Genomic DNA, 16,607 nt, shown 5'->3' with positions numbered 1-16,607 from the left:
CGGATGGGGGTGTTTCACACGAAGTCTTGGATGCTGCCGGCGCCTCCGACAGGCTGCCCGATGCCATGAAGGAAAATGATGATGCGTCTTGTTACCCTGTTTACGGCGCTTGCCCTGGGCCTAGCCGCATGTGGAAGCAGCCAGCCCATCACGCTGGCCACTCCCCCTGTGCCCGAAGCCTATCAGGCCCGCACCGATACCGGCCCGAACGGAGAGGTGATCCCGATCCCCGCCGTCCGCGCCGCCTATCTGACCGAGCGCAATCAGCGCCAGCAGGTGCCCTATAACGGTCCCGAAGGGCCCGGCACGATCGTGGTCGATCCTTATGCACGCGTGCTTTATCATGTGCAGCCGGGTGGCCAGGCGATGCGATACGGCGTGGCTGTGGGGCGGACCGGCACCGGCTATGCCGGAACCGCCACCATCGCGCGCAAGGCCGCATGGCCCAGCTGGCGCCCGACGGACAACATGATCCGCACCCAGCCCGATCTTTATGCGCAATTCGCGGGCGGGCTGTCGGGCGGCATGCACAACCCCCTGGGGTCGCGGGCGCTGTATCTGTATGAAGGCGGGCGCGACACCTATTACCGCATCCACGGCACGATGGACCCGTCCTCGATCGGAAAAGCCACCTCGGCTGGCTGCATCCGGCTGTTCAACCAGGACATCATGGATCTGTTCGGCCAGGTCGGCAACGGCACCACAGTCCATGTCCGCAGCGAGGCTGAAAGCATCCGCTATGAAGGCCAGATGATCGAGACGCCGGAAGGCTATGTCACGCCCGCCGGGCAGGCGCCCATGGCTGCGGCCCTCGTCGCCCCGACCACGTCGCAAGTCACGGATCCTTATGCGGTCACGACCATCTCCACGCCCTACAGCGCGCCGGTGACGACGATGTCCCCGGTGGAAAGCGCCGTCCAGTAAGGGCGTCACGCTGACCGCGCCTTGAAGGGCCCCGGTTCCGCCGGGGCCTTTCCATTTGCAAATCCCAAGAATCTTTCGCAAAATCCGCGCGAAAAACAAGGCCCGCGCCAAGGAAGTAGCGATGCCCAACTACAGCAAGCTGGAACAGGAACTGCTGTCCGCCGAACAGCGGGCCTTGACCGAAAACAGCCGTGGCCCGGCGCTTGGGCAGATGGACGATCCGGGGCTGTCGGGGCTGATCGCCGACTTGGAAGCCGCATTGGGCCAGGCGGGACCAAGGGGCGAAAACGGCCAAGTGACAGCGGCAAACCTTCTGGTCAACGCGGCAAGACGGGCCAAGGCCGAGCGGCGCAGACGCAAGACCGCCCCGCAGGAAGCGGGCGAAAAACCCGTCGAAGGCATTGCAGCCAAGCCAAAGCCGCCCACCAAGTCCGCCAAGCGCAAGCCCGCGTCCCCGGCCCGCAAACCTGCGGGACGCGAAAAGGCCGAGCATCGCAAGGCCGACCTGCGCACCGGATCGCGCCGCGTCGCCAAGGCCGGGGCAAAGCCCGCAGCCCCTGCCCCGTTGGATCCCGCGCCGCAGGCCGCCGCAATGTCAGCCCCGTTCAAACCCGCGGCGCCCGCCGTCACCATCCCTCCGCCCGTGGCAGGCGATGCCGCCGTTGCGCCAAAGTCCAAGGACAAGGCTGTTCGCAAAGCCGCGAAAGAGGCCGAGAAAGTGGCGCGCAAGGCCGCCCGCAAGGCTGAAAAGGACGCGGTCAAGGCAGCCGAGAAGGCTGAAAGAAAGGCCGCTCGCCAGGCCACGAAAGCCGCCCGCAAGGCCGAGGACGCAAAGACGGACAAGCCCAGGGGCAAGGGCAGGGGAAAAGGCAAGGCACGGGCGTCCGAGCCTTCGGAAAACGCTTGATGCGGACATGATGGGTCTGGTCGCCCTTTGCCGCAGCATGGCTGGCGGGTTCTGGAAAGCGGCTGCGGCTCTCGCGGTTCTGGCCGCGCCTGCGCAGGCGCTTCCGGCAGTCGATGCCCTGGCCGGGCGCCCGCCTGCCCGCCAGTCGGAAACGCTGCGCTGCACGGATGACGGGCGCGATTGCGTGCGGCTGGACCATTACGCCGCCGATGTCTGCAAGCTGATCGAAAGGAACGCGACGGAACGCGGCCTGGACCCGAATTTCCTGGCCCGGCTGTTGTGGAAGGAAAGCCGGTTCGAACCGGGTGCGATCAGCCCCGTGGGTGCGCTTGGCATTGCGCAGTTCATGCCGGGCACCGCCGATCTTTACGACCTGCACGATCCCTTCAACCCGGCGCAGGCGATCCACAAGTCGGCTTGGTACCTTGGCCACCTGACCGCAATGTTCGGCAATATCGGCCTGGCCGCCGTTGCCTATAACGGCGGTGAAAACCGCGCGGCGCGCTTTGTCGCCCGGACCGGAGGCCTGCCCTATGAAACGCAGGATTACGTGGCCTCGATCACCGGGTTCGAGGCGCTTCGCTGGCGCGACAACCCGCCCCCGGCCAGCGAATTGAAAATGGCGCTGAACCCCGACATGGCCTTCCGTCCCGCCTGCGAGAAGCTGGCGGGCGACCGCCGCCTGCGCGAATTCATGATCCAGCCCAAGGTTTTCCCCTGGGGTGTGATCGTGGCCAGCCATCCCAGCCAGTCGGGCGCCATCCAGCAGGTTGCCCGCCTGAACCGCAGCCTGCGCCCGATCCTGGGGGACAAGCAGGTGGGCTATGTCAGGAAGCGCATCACCGGAATGCCTCGCGCCGTCTATACCGCGCAGATCGGCTGGGACAGCAAGCGCGAGGCCGCAGCCTTCTGCAATCGGCTCAAGCAGCTGGGCGGGCGCTGCATTGTGTTGCGGAATTGATCCCGGGCGCGATGGCTGTTGGCCCGTCCGCCCTTTTGGCAGCCATCTAACCTTGGGGCGCAGGCCCTGCCCTAGGCTATTGCACCAGCCTGGACAAGGATGCGCGCCGGCTGGACCACAAGCAGCCCCGGAATCCTGACGGTTCGACCTCTCTGACAGCAAAGGGCATGGGCGGCTTGCGAACGGGGTTCCCGGGTCAGCTGCTAAAGGAAACTTTGCGGGTCGATGTCCACCGACAGCCGCAGGTTCGTGGGCGGCTTGTGCGGGGCCAGCCAGTCGGCAATCGCGGTTTGCACGGGCGCCTGGCGTGGCGCATGGACCAGCATCCGCATCCGGTGGCGCCCCCGGATCCGCGCGATGGGCGCAGGGGCCGGTCCCCACAGTTGCGCACCCGCCTGTTCCAGGGGTGCTGCATGAGAGGCCAGGTGGCGGGCGAAATCGGCGACGATGCCCAGGTCGGGATGGGACAGGATGATCCCCGCCAGACGGCCAAAGGGGGGCATTCCGTTAGCCTGGCGCCCGGCAGCTTCGGCGTTCCAGAAGGCCTCGTCCTCGCCCCCCAGGATGGCGCGGATGACCGGGTGGTCGGGCTGGTGGGTTTGCAAGAGCGCCACCCCCGGCGCCGTTCCCGCAAGGCGCCCCGCCCGGCCCGCGACCTGCCGCATCAGCTGGAAACTGCGTTCCGCCGCGCGCAGGTCCGCGCCTTGCAGGCCCAGGTCGGCGTCGATCACGCCCACCAGCGTCAGGCGCGGAAAATTATGGCCCTTGGCGACGATCTGCGTGCCGATGATGATCTGGGTGTCGCCATTCGCGATTTCCGCAATCGTGTCCTTCAGGGCGCGGGCGGAATAGAACAGGTCCGAGGACAGGACCGTGGCCTTGGCGTCGGGAAAGCGGGCCGCCACCTCCTCGGCAATGCGCTCGACACCCGGGCCGATGGGGGCCAGCTTGCCTTCGACCTTGCAGGACGGGCAGGCAAGCGGGATGGGGCGGGTTTCGCCGCATTGATGGCAGATCAGGCGGTTCTGGAAGCGGTGTTCCACCATCCGCGCGTCGCATTGATGGCAGCCGATCTGTTCGCCGCAGGCCCGGCAGACGGTCACGGGCGCGAATCCGCGCCGGTTCAGGAACAACAAAGACTGCTCGCCACGCGCCAGCCGCGATTCGACCGCGCTTGCCAGCGTGGGGGATATCCAGCGGCCCGACGGCATTTCCTCGGCCCGCAGGTCGATGGAGGCCATGTCGGGCAGTTCGGCGGTGCCATAGCGCGACCGCAGATCCAGCCGCCGGTATTTTCCGATGCCCGCGTTCACCCAGCTTTCCAGGGACGGGGTGGCCGAGGCCAGCACCACCTGCGCCCCGTTGATGGAGGCCCGCAGCACCGCCATGTCGCGGGCGCTGTAATAGACCACGTCTTCCTGCTTGTAGCTGGAATCGTGTTCCTCATCCACGACGATCAGGCCCAGGTCGCGAAAGGGCAGAAACAGCGCGGACCGGGCACCCACCACAAGGCCCGCATCGCCGCGCCCGGCCATGTGCCACAGCCGGCGGCGTTCGGACCGGGTGATGCCGCTGTGCCATTCGCCGGGCCGCGCGCCGAACCGCGCCTCGACCCGGTCGATGAATTCGGCCGACAGCGCGATTTCGGGCAGCAGGACCAGGGCTTGGCGGCCCTGGGCAAGGCATTCGGCGACGGCTTCCAGATAAACCTCGGTCTTGCCCGATCCGGTGACCCCGCGCAGCAGGGTGGTGCCGTAACCGCCCGACCGGACCGCGCCGCGCAGGGCATCCGCCGCTGCCTGCTGGTCGGCGTCCAGCGGCTTGCCGGGGCGGGCAGGGTCCAACAGCGGATAGGGCAGGTCGCGCGGGGCCTGAACCTCGGCCAGGGTGCCTGCCGCGACCAGGCCCTTGACGACCGCGGTGCCGACGCCTGCCAACTGCGCCAGTTCGGACGGGGCAAAGCTTGCCCCGCCGTGATCGGCCACCACCTGCATGACCCGCTCCCGCGCCTCGGTCATGCGGGTCGGGGGGGCGCCGCCCGGCACGATCACCCGGCGCGCGGCAGGCGGCTGGTCCAGGTCGGGCGCCCGCGTCGCCATGCGCAGCATCAAGGGCAGCGGCGTCAGGGTGTAATCGGCGGCGCGCGTCAGGAAATCCAGGAATCGTGCGTCAAAGGGATCGGCATCCAGCACGCGCGCCACGGGGCGCAGCTTGGCCAGGTCGAAATCGCCCAGGCCTTCGCCCCAGACCAGGCCCACCACCCGGCGCGGGCCCAGCGGCACCAACACCAGTTGCCCCTGGGCCACCCCGCCTTCGGGCGCCAAGTAATCCAGCACGCCGACGGGTTCGACCGTCAGGACGCCGATCCGGGCACGAGCGGGAAAAAATGTGGGCAGGGTTTTCATCGCCTTGATAAAGCCCCGCCCCGCCTCCGATGCAAGGCCCGCCCTGCCCCTTTCGGCTGAGGCGGTTTTGCGCTATCACCCCAGCGAACCGCCTTACCCGGAGCATGACCATGAAATTCTTCCTTGATACCGCCGATGTGGATGCCATCCGCGAATTGAACGAACTGGGCATGGTTGATGGCGTGACCACCAACCCCTCGCTGATCCTGAAGGCGGGTCGCAACATCGAGGAGGTCACCGCCGAGATCTGCGCCATGGTCGAAGGCCCCGTTTCAGCCGAGGTCGTGGCCGAAAGCGCCGAAGACATGATCCGCGAAGGCCGCCACCTGGCAAAGATCGCCAAGAACATCGCCATCAAGGTGCCGCTGACCTGGGACGGGCTGAAGGCTTGCCGGACCTTTGCCGACGAAGGCCACATGGTCAACGTCACGCTGTGCTTTTCCCCCGCGCAGGCGATCCTCGCGGCCAAGGCGGGCGCGACATTCATCAGCCCCTTCGTGGGCCGGCTGGACGACATCGGCCTGGACGGCGTGGACCTGATCGCCGACATCCGCGAGATTTACGACAACTATGGCTATGAAACCCAGATCCTCGCGGCCTCGATCCGGTCGGTGAACCACATCATCGAGGTGGGCAAGATCGGTGCCGACGTGATCACCGCGCCCCCCGCCGTCATCAAGTCGATGGCAAAGCACATCTTGACGGACAAGGGTGTGGAACAGTTCACTGCGGATTGGGCCAAGACCGGTCAGAAGATCGGCTGAACACACAAGGGGACAGGCATGACGGCGGAACAGCAGGCGGGGCTTGATCCCGAAACACGCGACAAGCTGCTGGCCGATCCCGGCGTCATCCTGGCAGACCGCGACCTGATGCGCGCCCTTGTCGCCGCCCGCGAGGCCGAGATCGGCGACAATGTGATCGACATCCGCGGCCGCGCGATGGAGGTGCTGGAAACGCGCCTCGACCGGCTGGAAACCCAGCATGAGAGCGTGATCGCCGCGGCCTTCGACAACCAGTCGGGGATGGCGGTGATCCATCGCGCCGTGATCGGCCTGCTGGAATCGGCAGACCTTGCGGAACTGGTGGACAGCCTGCAATCGGATATCGCGCCCTTGCTGCGGATCGAGACGCTGCGGCTGGTGATCGAACCCGACCCTGCCATTCCCGGCCTGCCCGAGGATGCGGTGGTTGTGCCCGAAGGCGCCATCGGCCGGATCATCGCCGCCGGGCGGCGCACGCCCCGAGGCGACGATATCGTCCTGCGCCCCGCATCCCCCATTACCCAGCCCCTGCATGGCCGCCAGGTCGCGTCTGAAGCGATGCTGCCCATCGACCTGGGCGCACGGCGGCCCCGAGCCATGCTGTTGATGGGCAGCGGCGACAAGACCCGCTTCATGCCTGCCCATGGCACCGACCTGTTGCGGTTCTTTGCCCAGGTCTTCCGGCTGGTGATGCTGTCGCGGCTGCGCGGATGACCCCGCCGCTGGCCCTGGCCCCCGCCATGGCCGATGCCCTGGCCCGCTGGCTGGAGGTCGAGGCCGCGACCCGCGACCGGTCGGACCACACCATCACCGCCTATCGCGGCGACCTTCTGGCCTTTCTGGGCTTTCTGGGCGGCCATCACGGGCAACCCGCGACACCCAAGTCGCTGGCCGAACTGCGTCAGGGGGATATGCGCGCCTTCGCCGCCTCGGAACGCGCGCGGGGCCTGGGCGCGCGGTCGCTGGCGCGCAGGCAGTCGGCGGTGCGCAGCTTTCTGCGCTGGATGTCGGATCGCCAAGGCTATGACCTGTCCGCCGCCCTGTCCACGCGCAGCCCGAAATACACCCGCTCCCTGCCCCGCCCCCTGACGCCCGACCAGGCCCGGAACACGCTGGACATGGTGGCAATCGGCCATGACACCCCTTGGGTGGCCGCGCGCGACGTGGCGGTGATGACCCTGCTGTGGGGCTGCGGGTTGCGCATATCCGAGGCCCTGAACCTCGATGGCGCCGACTGGCCTTTCCGGGACAGCCTGACCATCACCGGCAAGGGCGGGCGCCAGCGGCACGTCCCCGTCCTGCCGGTGGCGCGTGACGGCGTGGCCGAATACCTGCGCCAATGCCCCTGGCCCCTGGTTCCCGACCAGCCGCTGTTCCGGGGCGTGCGGGGGGGGCGGCTGCTGACCGGGGTCATCGACAGCGCCATGCAAAAGGCCCGCGCATCCCTTGGCCTGCCGCCTACCGCCACACCCCATGCCCTGCGCCATTCCTTTGCCACGCATCTGCTGGCAGCGGGGGGCGACCTGCGCACCATCCAGGAATTGCTGGGCCATGCCAGCCTGTCCACGACCCAGGTTTATACCGGGGTGGACGATGCGCATCTGATGGCGGTCTATCATGCCGCGCATCCGCGGGGCTGACATCGAACCCCGCCCCGCCTTGCCGCGTTCACCGCGCAGGATCAGAAGGATGTCACCATGACCACACACGCGATCTTCGACCGTCCCATGGACGCACCCGTCCCGCAGGGCCTTGACCAGGCGATCTTCGGCATGGGCTGCTATTGGGGCGTGGAACGGCTGTTCTGGCAGCAGAACGGCGTCTGGCTGACCCAGGTGGGCTTCGCCGGGGGAACGGTTGAAAACCCGACCTATGACCAGGTCAAGACCGGCGCCACCGGCCATGCCGAGGTCGTGCGCATCATCTATGACAGTTCCAAGATCAGCTATGACCACCTGCTGCAACTGTTCTGGCAAAACCACGACCCGACCCAGGGGGAACGGCAGGGAAACGACATCGGCAGCCAGTATCGCAGCCTGATCATGGCCTTCAACGACAGCCAGTGGTCGGCGGCCGAGGCCTCGAAGATCGACTATGACAACCGCCTGGCCGTGGCGGGCTTTGGCAAGATCACCACGCAGATCATCGGCCCCGCCCCCTTCTGGCCCGCGCATGAGGCGCATCAGCAGTATCTGGAAAAGAACCCCGACGGTTATTGCGGCCTGAAGGGCACGGGGATAGAGGCAAGCCTGCCCAACCCGGATCCGATCTGATGACCACCTATTCCGCGCTGACCCATACCCAGGGCCGCCAGGCCGCCGAAGCCCTTGCCGAGGCTTGCGAGGATCTGGATCCCGAACCCTTCGGCACCGGCGTCTTCGAGATCGAGGACGGGTCGGACCGCTGGGAAGTGGGCGCCTATTTCACCGAAAGCCCCGACGATATCGCGCTTGCGCTGCTGGCCGCTGTTCATGGCGCCAATCCCTTCGCGATCTCGGAAGTGCCGGACGTGGACTGGGTAGCCCATGTCAGGCGCGAACTGACCCCGGTGCGCGCGGGCCGATTCTATGTCCATGGCAGCCACGATGCCGACACCGTCCCCGAGGGGGTCGAGGCCCTGTGCATCGAGGCCGCGATGGCCTTCGGCACCGGCCACCACAATACCACCAAGGGCTGCCTCGAGGCCCTGGACCGGCTGGCCACCCAGGGCTTCCAGCCCCGCCGCGTCGTCGATATCGGCTGCGGCACCGCCGTTCTGGCGATGGGGGCGGCGCGGCTGTGGCCTGTCACGGTGCTGGCCAGCGACATCGACGCGGTGGCTGTGGACACGGCGGCCGCCAATGTCATCGCCAACGGCCTGGACGGCCGCGTGATCTGCATCGAGGCTGCGGGCTTTGGCCACCAGATGCTGGAAGACAACGCGCCTTATGATCTGGTGCTGGCCAATATCCTGAAGCAGCCCTTGATCGACCTGGCCCCCCAGATGGCCCAGATGGTCGCGCCGGAAGGCTGCATCATCCTGTCGGGCATCCTGACCACGCAGGCGGACGAGGTTCTGGATATCTATGGCGCGCAGGGCTTTGGCCTGGACCGGCGCGACGACCTTGGGGACTGGTCCGCGCTGACCCTGACGCGGCGATCCTGACCGGCAAAAGGCCGGACTTGAAAAACCGGCCGCGATTCGTTATGTAGGCTTGGCTGATGTTCTTCCTTCGACCTTCTGTCTGCTTTACGGCTTCAGATGTTCCTGCGACGACTGAGCCGCGCCATCGCAATCTCGCGGGTGGCATACAATGACAGGAGTTATCACGATGGCCAATGGCACCGTGAAATGGTTCAACGCAACCAAGGGTTTCGGCTTTATCGCGCCCGAGCATGGCACGAAGGACGTGTTTCTGCACATTTCCGCCGTCGAGCGTGCTGGCCTCCAGCAGATCAAAGACGGTCAGGCCGTGACCTTTGACGTGGAACGTGGCCGCGACGGCCGCGAATCGGCGACCAACCTCGCCCTGGCCTAAGACGCCTTTGCGACATCATCGGGTGGCGGCATTTGTCGCCTCCCATTCCCGATCCCCAGACGCCCCGGCGCGGGATCGGATGCATTCCCTGAAAGATCAGTTTTGATAGAAATCAACTGGGGCCAGCCCCTGTCCTTTGTCGTATCGCCCGAGGGCGACGTAAAGACCTTCACCACCCTTGAAACCGCCGCCTATTGGCTGCAACGCAAATGGCCGGTCGATGACGTGACCCGCCGCCATGCCGCGCAGGTGCTTGATGCGGCGGCCCATTGCATGACGCCGGTCGGATCGGCCCGCACGGCCTTTTCGGATGCCGCCCGGACGGCAGGGTTCAAACCCTGCTGATCCCTGAGGGGACGGATGCCGGAACAGGAAAAAACCCCCTCTGCATCCGCATTGGGGGTTCGTTCGTCTTGACGGGGACGGCTTGGCCTAGAAGCCGCGCGCAATCCGCTCGATGTCGCCGCGGCACAGACCGATATCGTCCAGCTCGCGATCCGACAGGCGGCTCAGTTCACGACGGGTCACACGGGCATCGTTCCACGTGCTCAACATCGAGAAAAAGTTCGCAACGACATTGCCAACGCCCCCAACAGCCACGCTGCGGTTCAGTTCGATCGTCGACATTTCCATCACCTGTTCCAGAAGTGCCCGACCATCGGGCATTCGCTTCATGAACAAGGATATAGATTGAGCAGTCAAATAAGAGTAGGCGCAGGCCGGGCAAGGCCGCTATGCACCGCGTGCAGATTGAGAAACGGTTAACCGCGGGCGCGTGTCGCTTTTGCAGCATGAAATGCCGCATTGCAGCATCAGTTTATTGCCAATCGCCTAACGCTGCCTGCCACAGCGCAAGTGCCGCGACGGCAGCCGTATCGGCGCGCAAGATCCTCGGGCCAAGGCTGACGCGACTCACAAAGGGCAGGGCCGACAGGCGGGCGCGTTCGGGATTGGAAAACCCGCCCTCGGGACCGATCAGGATCGCCCAGGGACCCCGCGGCAGGCCGGCCAGCGTTTCCGCCGGTCCTGCTATCGCCTCGTCCGCCCACAGGATGCGGCGCGATGCATCCCAGGCGTCCAGCAGGCGGGCCAGCGGCACAAGATCGGCCACGGCGGGGACAAAGGTGCCGCCGCATTGTTCGGCGGCCTCGACGGCATGGGCTTGCAGGCGGTCCTGGCGGATGCGTTCGGAATTGGTGAAATCGGTTTGCACCGGCATGATGCGCGCGGCCCCCATCTCGGCCGCCTTTTCCACGATGAAATCGGTGCGCGCTTTCTTGATGGGCGCAAAGCACAGCCACAGGTCGGGGGGATTGCGCTGCGGGGCGGACTGGTCCAGCACCTCCAGCGAACCGCCGCGCTTGGCCGCCGCAAGGATGCGCGCGGACCAGGCGCCGTCGCGGCCGTTGAAGACCTCGACCACCGCGCCGGGCGTCAGGCGCATCACGCCTCCTAGGTAATGCGCTTGGCCCGGGTCCAGCGGGACGGGTTGTCCGGCAGCCAGCGGGTGATCTATGAACAGCCTGATCCTTGCCATGGGGCCAGACGCTATGCAAAGCCGGACGGAAAGACCAGACACCGTCATCGACGCCCCCAAGGGCAACTGGGTGGACAACCTTGCCCCCCCCGCATGGAGGCCGTGGCTGCGCCTGTCCCGCGCCGACCGGCCCATCGGAACATGGCTGCTGCTGCTGCCCTGCTACTGGGGGATCGGGCTGGCGATGATGGCCGATGGTCCCCGCTGGATGGACCTGTGGATCGCCCTGGCCTGCACCATCGGCGCCTTTGTGATGCGCGGCGCCGGCTGCACTTGGAACGACATCACCGACCGCGACATCGACGACAAGGTGGCCCGCACCCGGTCCCGTCCCCTGCCGTCGGGGCAGGTGACGTTGCGCGGGGCATATCTGTGGCTGGCGGCGCAGGGGTTGGGGGGGCTGGTGATCCTGCTGACGCTGGACCGGGCGGCGGTCTGGATGGGGGTGGCGTCCCTGGCGCTTGTGGCGATCTATCCTTTTGCCAAGCGGTTCACCTGGTGGCCGCAGGTGTTCCTGGGCCTTGCCTTCAACTGGGGCGTGATGCTGGCCTATGCCGCGCATATGGGCCGCCTCGATCTGGCGCCGGTGGTGGCCTGGCTGGCGGGGATCGCCTGGACGATCTTCTACGACACCATCTATGCCCACCAAGATGTGGAAGACGACGTCCTGATCGGCGTGAAATCCACCGCCCGGCTGTTCGGCGACAACAGCCCGCGCATCCTGGCGGGCTTTGCGGTGCTGACGGTCCTGCTGCTGGCTGTGGCCATCCTGCTGGCGGGTCGCAATCTGTTGATGGCCTATGTGGGACTGGCCGGATTTGGCGCGCACCTGGCCTGGCAGTTGCGGAACTTCCAGCCGGAACAAGGGGCTGTCTGCCTGCGCCTGTTCCGGTCGAACCGCGATGCGGGCCTGATGCTTGCGCTGTTTCTTGCCTTGGCAGGGCTGGTCTGATTGCACGAACCCCCACCTGCCGCTAGACCGCGCGTTCAGGAAACAGCCCAAGGTCATGCCCCATGGCGTCATCCCGCAGGCGGCTTTTGTCATCCTTCGCCACCGTCCTGGCCTTGTCCGCCGCGGGCGGGCTGTGCTGGCTGGGCGCCGAATCCGCCGCCCGCTACCTCGAGGAGCGGTCGCTTCAGGAGGTGGAGCTGGCCCTGGCGGCCTCTGGCCAAGATTGGGTCGATGTCGCGACCGACGGCCTTCAGGTCCGCCTGACCGGCACCGCCCCGTCCGAGGTTGACCGTTTTCGGGCCATGACCCAGGCGGGCAGCGCCGTCGATCCGTCCCGCGTGGTGGACCGCATGACCGTCGCCTCGGCCGACAAGATGACCCCGCCGGATTTCAAGGTCGAGTTGCTGCGCAACGACCAAGGCATCTCGCTGATCGGACTGGTCCCGGCATCGACCGACCGGGCGGGATTGCTGCGGGTGCTGCGCGACGAAACGGCGGCCCCCAATGTCACCTACCTGCTGGAAACCGCCGATTACGCCGTCCCCGACCAATGGGATGCGGCCCTGCAATACGGACTGCGGGCGGTGCAGATGGCTGCGCGGGCCAAGATCTCGATCCAGCCGGGCGGCGTCACGATTTCGGCGCTTGCCGACAGCGCGGCCGAAAAGGGGCGGCTGGAATCCGCGCTGCGGCGGGCGCTGCCTGACGGGGTGACGCTGGTCACGGATATTTCGGCGCCGCGCCCGGTGATCGCGCCCTTCACGCTGCGCTTTGTCAAGGATGGGGACGGCGCGCATTTTGAAGCTTGCGCGGCGGATACCGAAGAAGGGCGGGACCGCATCGTGGCGGCTGCCCAGGCAGCAGGTGCCCGCGACGTGCCCGCCTGTACCCTGGCCCTGGGTTCCCCGTCCCCGGACTGGGCCGATGCGGCGGCAGCGGCCATTGCGGCGGTGGGCGACCTGGGCCAGGGGGCGGTCACGCTGTCGGATGCGGATGTTGCGCTGACGGCGCCGCCCTTGGTGGAAAAGCCCGCCTTCGATGCCGCCGTAACCCGGTTGCAGCAAGCCCTGCCCCCGGTCTTTTCGCTGCAGGCGACCCTGGAACAAGCGCCGGATGAAACGGTCGCGGTCCCGGCGGAATTCATCGCCACCCTGTCGGACGCGCAGGTTCTGAGCCTGCGCGGCGCGATCAGCGACGACCGGATGCGCGACACCGTGGACAGTCTGGCCCGCGCGCGCTTTCCCACCGTCCAGGCCGACCTGACCGCCAATCCCCAGGTGCCCCAGGGCTGGACCGTGCGCGTCATCGCCGCCATCGAGGCCCTGGATACCCTGCAAACCGGCAGCGCGGGTGTCACGCCCGACCTGATCCGCGTCACTGGCACGTCGGGCGATCCGGGCGCGGCCGAGGCTGCGGCGGTCCGGTTGTCCGAACGGCTGGGTCCGGGGGCGGCATACGAACTGGCGATCCGCTATGACCGCAGGCTGGATCAGTCGCTGAACCTGCCCGATGGGCCGGAATGCGTGCGCCGGATGAACATCGTGATGTCGGAATCCGAAATCGGGTTCGAGCCTTCGAAATCGGCCATCGCGGGCGACCCCGCCCCGACGCTGGATCGGCTGGCCTCGGTCATGGCCGAGTGCGCCGATTACCAACTGGAGGCGGGAGGGCACACCGATTCCCAGGGGTCCGAGGGCTTCAACGCCGACCTGTCGCGTGGCCGGGCGCAGGCTCTTGTTGCCGCCATGGCGGGCGCGGGCATCGACGTGACGAACATGACCGCACGCGGCTATGGCGAAAGCCAGCCCATCGCCACCAACGAGACCGAGGGAGGACGCGAGGAAAACCGCCGCATCGAATTTCGACTTCTGTCGGACCATCCGGTGCGCATGGCGCCCCTGCCCCCGCCGGTAACGCTGTCGGGGGTGACCGCCGAACCCCTGCCCCCCGACCAGCCCGAGACGGACCTGATCGGCCCCGTCCAGCCGCCCGCCCAGCCGCAGATTTTCGGTCCCGAAATGCCGCGCGTCACGATCGGTCCCACTGCCCCGGCGACGGTCGGCGCCAGCGAGGTCTTTCAGACGCTGGACGAACGCGAGGAAAACATTAGGCTGCCGGTCCAGACGCCCACGCCGGACACGCCCCGCCCATCGCCCCGCCCGGACGACGCGCCAGGCGCCGCCGATTGACCGCAAGGCAAGCCATCCCCATGAACCGCACGGAATTCGTCACCATCACCACGATCATCCTGTTCGGCGTCTTTGTGCTGGGCTGGTTCGCAAGCTGGCTGATCGGGCGCCTGACCCGCCCCAGCCTGGCGGACCTGAGCGAACTGGAGCGCAAGGTGCGCGACACCGAACGCGAACGCGACAAGGCGATTGCCATGATCAAGGAACGCGACACCCGCCTGTCCGCTGCCGAGACGGAACTGGAAGCCGCGCTGGAAGGCCTGCGCGAAAGCCGCACCGAGATCGAGGAATTGCGCGATTATATCGAAAGAAAGCTGGCGCGGCGCTAGGGCGCGTGGGCCGCTGCCAGGCCCCTGACGCGTCAATGCATGACGGATTTCGAAAAGACATTGATGACGATCACCCCGGCAAGGATCAGGGAAAGCCCCAGCAGCGCAGGCGTGTCCAGCGCTTGCCCATGCCAAAGCCAGGCCACCGCCGATATCAGCACGATGCCCATGCCCGACCAGATCGCATAGACGACGCCGGTCGGGATGACGCGCATCGGAAAGGACAGCAGCCAGAACGCGGCGACATAACCCAGCACGGCAATGACGCCGGGCACCGCCTTGGTAAAGCTGGCGGATCGGGCCAGGGCGGTGGTGGCGATCACCTCGGCCACGATCGCCAGCATCAGGATGGCATATTGTCTTGACATATGGATGCCGGGTTCACGCCACCTCGGCAAAGACCTTTCTCAGCGCCCGTTCCAGCTTGTCAAAGGTCTCGTCCATCTGCGCCTCGGTCAGGATGAAGGGCGGGCACAGCACGATGGACTGGCCCAGCGGGCGGCAGATCAGGCCCAGATCGGTGCAGGCATTGGCGATGCGTTCGCTGACCGACAAACCGGCGTCAAACGGCGTCTTGGTGGCCTTGTCGCGCACTGCCTCCAGCGCCCACATGAAGCCCACGCCGCGCAATTCGCCGATATGGTCGCTGCGCTCCATGATGGCGCGCAGGCCCGCCTCCAGACGCGGCGCCAGGCGTTTCACGTTGTCGGCCAGGCCTTCGTTCATCACCACGTCGATAGCCTTCAGCGCGATGGCGCAGCCGACCGGGTGGCCGGATGCAGTAAAGCCGTGGGGGAATTCTTCGATCTTTTCCACTGCCGCCTGGACCCGGTCGGAAAGGTCGCCGCCCAGGATCACCGCGCCCATCGGGAACAGCCCGGCGGTCAGGTTCTTGGAACTGATGATCGCGTCGGGCATGAAGTCATAGGTCTGGCAGCCCCAGGTCTTGCCGGTGCGGCCAAAGCCCGTGATCACCTCGTCCGCGATCATCGGGATGCCGTATTTCTGCAAGACCGGCAGCACCGCCTGGAAATAGCCGGCCGAGGGTGGAATGACCCCGCCTGCCCCCTGCACGGGTTCGGCAAAAAATCCCGCGATGGTGTCGGCGCCTTCGCGCAGGATCGTCTCCTCAAGTTCCTGCGCCAGCCGCCGAGTGAACTGCTCCTCGGTCTCGCCCTCGGCACCACAGCGCCAGTAATGCGGGCAGGTCAGGTGGATGAAGCCCGGCAGCGGCAGGCCGAACACCTCGTTATAGGGCTTGCCGGTCATGGATGCCGAAACCACCGTCACGCCGTGATAGGCGTTCCAGCGGGTCAGGATCTTGCGCCGCTGCGGGTTGCCTTCGGATGCGTGCAGGAACCACAGCATCTTGACCATGGTGTCGTTCGCCTCGGACCCCGAATTGGTGTAGAACACCTTGCCCCGATCAAAGGGCGATACCTCGACCAGCTTTTCGGACAGCATCACCGTCTGGTCGGACAGCCGCCCGAAGAACGCGTGGTATCCGGGAAAGCGGTCGTATTGCGCCTTGGCGGCCTCGGCCAGACCCTTGTGGTCAAAGCCCGCGACCATGTTCCACAGGCCGGAATTGGCGTCCAGGTAGCGGCGGCCGTTCACATCGACGACATAAGGTCCTTCGCCATGGGTCAGCACCACCGCGCCGCGGCTGGCGACGCTGGGCAGGTCCGTGAACCCATAGAGCGAGAATTCGTCAGCCCGGGCTTCCCAGCTTTGCGGTTTGTTCATGGTGGCCTCCATCGGTTTGAACCGCAGGCTAGCCGGGCGGGTGCAGGCGTTCAAGGACGGCGCAAACCGATCAGGTCCAGTTCCGCCTCGATCCCCGACAAGGGCTGGCCGCGCACCTCGGCCACAAGGGCATCGAACCGCGCGCAGCGCGGCCTTTTCCGCGCCCCGGCAATCGTTCCAGGGTCGTCCCTGCAGGGCCATTACCAGGACATAATACCAGATGAAATGAGGCTTGCTGCCCGCGACCAGCATGGCGCGATAGGCGTCATGCGCCCCGACCCGGCGCAGCGTGGCGGCATCGGGAATACCGGCGGCGATCAGGGCCCTGGCGGTGGCAGGGCCGATCGTGTTGATGGTGGTCAGATCACTGTCCAT

18 protein-coding genes and 1 pseudogene are annotated in these 16,607 nt (G+C 66.6%); 13 read left to right on the top strand and 6 right to left on the bottom strand.

Going from position 1 to position 16,607, the window contains the following annotated elements; all coding sequences use genetic code 11:
* Positions 1 to 75 precede the first annotated feature (75 nt).
* From LZ585_RS01990 to LZ585_RS01980, 3 genes are all read left to right on the top strand, one after another.
* Entirely contained in the window at positions 76 to 924 is an 849-nt protein-coding gene (locus LZ585_RS01990; RefSeq protein WP_390625087.1) for a L,D-transpeptidase family protein, read from the top strand.
* A 121-nt stretch (positions 925 to 1,045) separates the two neighbouring features.
* Positions 1,046 to 1,831 (top strand): hypothetical protein, encoded by a 786-nt coding sequence (locus LZ585_RS01985; RefSeq protein WP_234854794.1) that lies wholly within the window; start codon positions 1,046 to 1,048, stop codon positions 1,829 to 1,831.
* 7 nt (positions 1,832 to 1,838) lie between these two features.
* On the top strand, positions 1,839 to 2,792 hold the full coding sequence (locus LZ585_RS01980) for a lytic transglycosylase domain-containing protein (RefSeq protein WP_234854793.1): 954 nt from the start codon (positions 1,839 to 1,841) through the stop codon (positions 2,790 to 2,792).
* A gap of 203 nt (positions 2,793 to 2,995) precedes the next feature.
* Here the strand turns inward: LZ585_RS01980 and LZ585_RS01975 are convergent, their stop codons facing one another.
* Complete coding sequence (locus tag LZ585_RS01975; protein ID WP_234854792.1) at positions 2,996 to 5,197, bottom strand: primosomal protein N'; 2,202 nt, start codon at positions 5,195 to 5,197, stop codon at positions 2,996 to 2,998.
* 110 nt (positions 5,198 to 5,307) lie between these two features.
* On the opposite strand from LZ585_RS01975, the gene fsa reads away from it, so the two are divergent.
* The 7 genes from fsa (at position 5,308) to LZ585_RS01940 (ending at position 9,824) form a co-directional block, all read left to right on the top strand.
* Entirely contained in the window at positions 5,308 to 5,961 is a 654-nt protein-coding gene (fsa, locus tag LZ585_RS01970; RefSeq protein WP_234854791.1) for a fructose-6-phosphate aldolase, read from the top strand.
* Positions 5,962 to 5,979: 18 nt separating this feature from the next.
* Complete coding sequence (locus tag LZ585_RS01965) at positions 5,980 to 6,675, top strand: DUF484 family protein (protein ID WP_234854790.1); 696 nt, start codon at positions 5,980 to 5,982, stop codon at positions 6,673 to 6,675.
* Positions 6,672 to 7,601 carry a tyrosine recombinase XerC gene (locus LZ585_RS01960; protein WP_234854789.1) on the top strand — a complete coding sequence of 310 codons (930 nt, stop codon included), beginning with the start codon at positions 6,672 to 6,674 and terminating at the stop codon, positions 7,599 to 7,601. The genes LZ585_RS01965 and LZ585_RS01960 overlap by 4 nt, the downstream gene beginning before the upstream one ends.
* Positions 7,602 to 7,658: 57 nt before the next feature.
* A complete protein-coding gene (msrA, locus tag LZ585_RS01955; protein WP_234854788.1) occupies positions 7,659 to 8,234 on the top strand; it encodes a peptide-methionine (S)-S-oxide reductase MsrA in 576 nt (191 codons plus the stop codon).
* Entirely contained in the window at positions 8,234 to 9,106 is an 873-nt protein-coding gene (locus LZ585_RS01950; protein ID WP_234854787.1) for a 50S ribosomal protein L11 methyltransferase, read from the top strand. The genes msrA and LZ585_RS01950 overlap by 1 nt, the downstream gene beginning before the upstream one ends.
* 166 nt (positions 9,107 to 9,272) lie before the next feature.
* Positions 9,273 to 9,479 (top strand): cold-shock protein, encoded by a 207-nt coding sequence (locus tag LZ585_RS01945; RefSeq protein ID WP_234854786.1) that lies wholly within the window; start codon positions 9,273 to 9,275, stop codon positions 9,477 to 9,479.
* Positions 9,480 to 9,581: 102 nt separating this feature from the next.
* On the top strand, positions 9,582 to 9,824 hold the full coding sequence (locus LZ585_RS01940) for a DUF982 domain-containing protein (RefSeq protein WP_234854785.1): 243 nt from the start codon (positions 9,582 to 9,584) through the stop codon (positions 9,822 to 9,824).
* Positions 9,825 to 9,911: 87 nt separating this feature from the next.
* Here the strand turns inward: LZ585_RS01940 and LZ585_RS01935 are convergent, their stop codons facing one another.
* Together LZ585_RS01935 and LZ585_RS01930 are read right to left on the bottom strand one after the other, a co-directional pair.
* Complete coding sequence (locus LZ585_RS01935) at positions 9,912 to 10,106, bottom strand: DUF1127 domain-containing protein (RefSeq protein ID WP_234855717.1); 195 nt, start codon at positions 10,104 to 10,106, stop codon at positions 9,912 to 9,914.
* A 190-nt stretch (positions 10,107 to 10,296) separates the two neighbouring features.
* Positions 10,297 to 11,016 carry a 16S rRNA (uracil(1498)-N(3))-methyltransferase gene (locus tag LZ585_RS01930; protein ID WP_234854784.1) on the bottom strand — a complete coding sequence of 240 codons (720 nt, stop codon included), beginning with the start codon at positions 11,014 to 11,016 and terminating at the stop codon, positions 10,297 to 10,299.
* Between the two features lie 13 nt (positions 11,017 to 11,029).
* Between LZ585_RS01930 and ubiA the strand changes: the two genes are divergently transcribed.
* From ubiA to LZ585_RS01915, 3 genes are all read left to right on the top strand, one after another.
* Positions 11,030 to 11,968 carry a 4-hydroxybenzoate octaprenyltransferase gene (ubiA, locus tag LZ585_RS01925; RefSeq protein WP_234854783.1) on the top strand — a complete coding sequence of 313 codons (939 nt, stop codon included), beginning with the start codon at positions 11,030 to 11,032 and terminating at the stop codon, positions 11,966 to 11,968.
* A gap of 62 nt (positions 11,969 to 12,030) precedes the next feature.
* On the top strand, positions 12,031 to 14,157 hold the full coding sequence (locus tag LZ585_RS01920) for an OmpA family protein (protein WP_234854782.1): 2,127 nt from the start codon (positions 12,031 to 12,033) through the stop codon (positions 14,155 to 14,157).
* Between the two features lie 20 nt (positions 14,158 to 14,177).
* Positions 14,178 to 14,486, top strand: coding sequence for a hypothetical protein (locus tag LZ585_RS01915; protein ID WP_234854781.1), 309 nt, complete (start codon positions 14,178 to 14,180; stop codon positions 14,484 to 14,486).
* A gap of 32 nt (positions 14,487 to 14,518) precedes the next feature.
* Here the strand turns inward: LZ585_RS01915 and LZ585_RS01910 are convergent, their stop codons facing one another.
* The 3 genes and pseudogenes from LZ585_RS01910 to LZ585_RS01900 all read right to left on the bottom strand — a co-directional run.
* Positions 14,519 to 14,854 (bottom strand): SMR family transporter, encoded by a 336-nt coding sequence (locus tag LZ585_RS01910; protein ID WP_234854780.1) that lies wholly within the window; start codon positions 14,852 to 14,854, stop codon positions 14,519 to 14,521.
* A 13-nt stretch (positions 14,855 to 14,867) separates the two neighbouring features.
* On the bottom strand, positions 14,868 to 16,232 hold the full coding sequence (locus LZ585_RS01905; protein ID WP_234855716.1) for an aminotransferase: 1,365 nt from the start codon (positions 16,230 to 16,232) through the stop codon (positions 14,868 to 14,870).
* Between the two features lie 198 nt (positions 16,233 to 16,430).
* Positions 16,431 to 16,607: pseudogene (locus LZ585_RS01900) on the bottom strand (TfoX/Sxy family DNA transformation protein); the annotation flags it as partial.

The sequence above is a fragment of the Paracoccus everestensis genome, from assembly GCF_021491915.1.
Taxonomy (GTDB): domain Bacteria; phylum Pseudomonadota; class Alphaproteobacteria; order Rhodobacterales; family Rhodobacteraceae; genus Paracoccus; species Paracoccus everestensis.
Note: the sequence above shows the minus strand (reverse complement) of the source record. Positions and strands in the feature narration are given on the sequence as shown.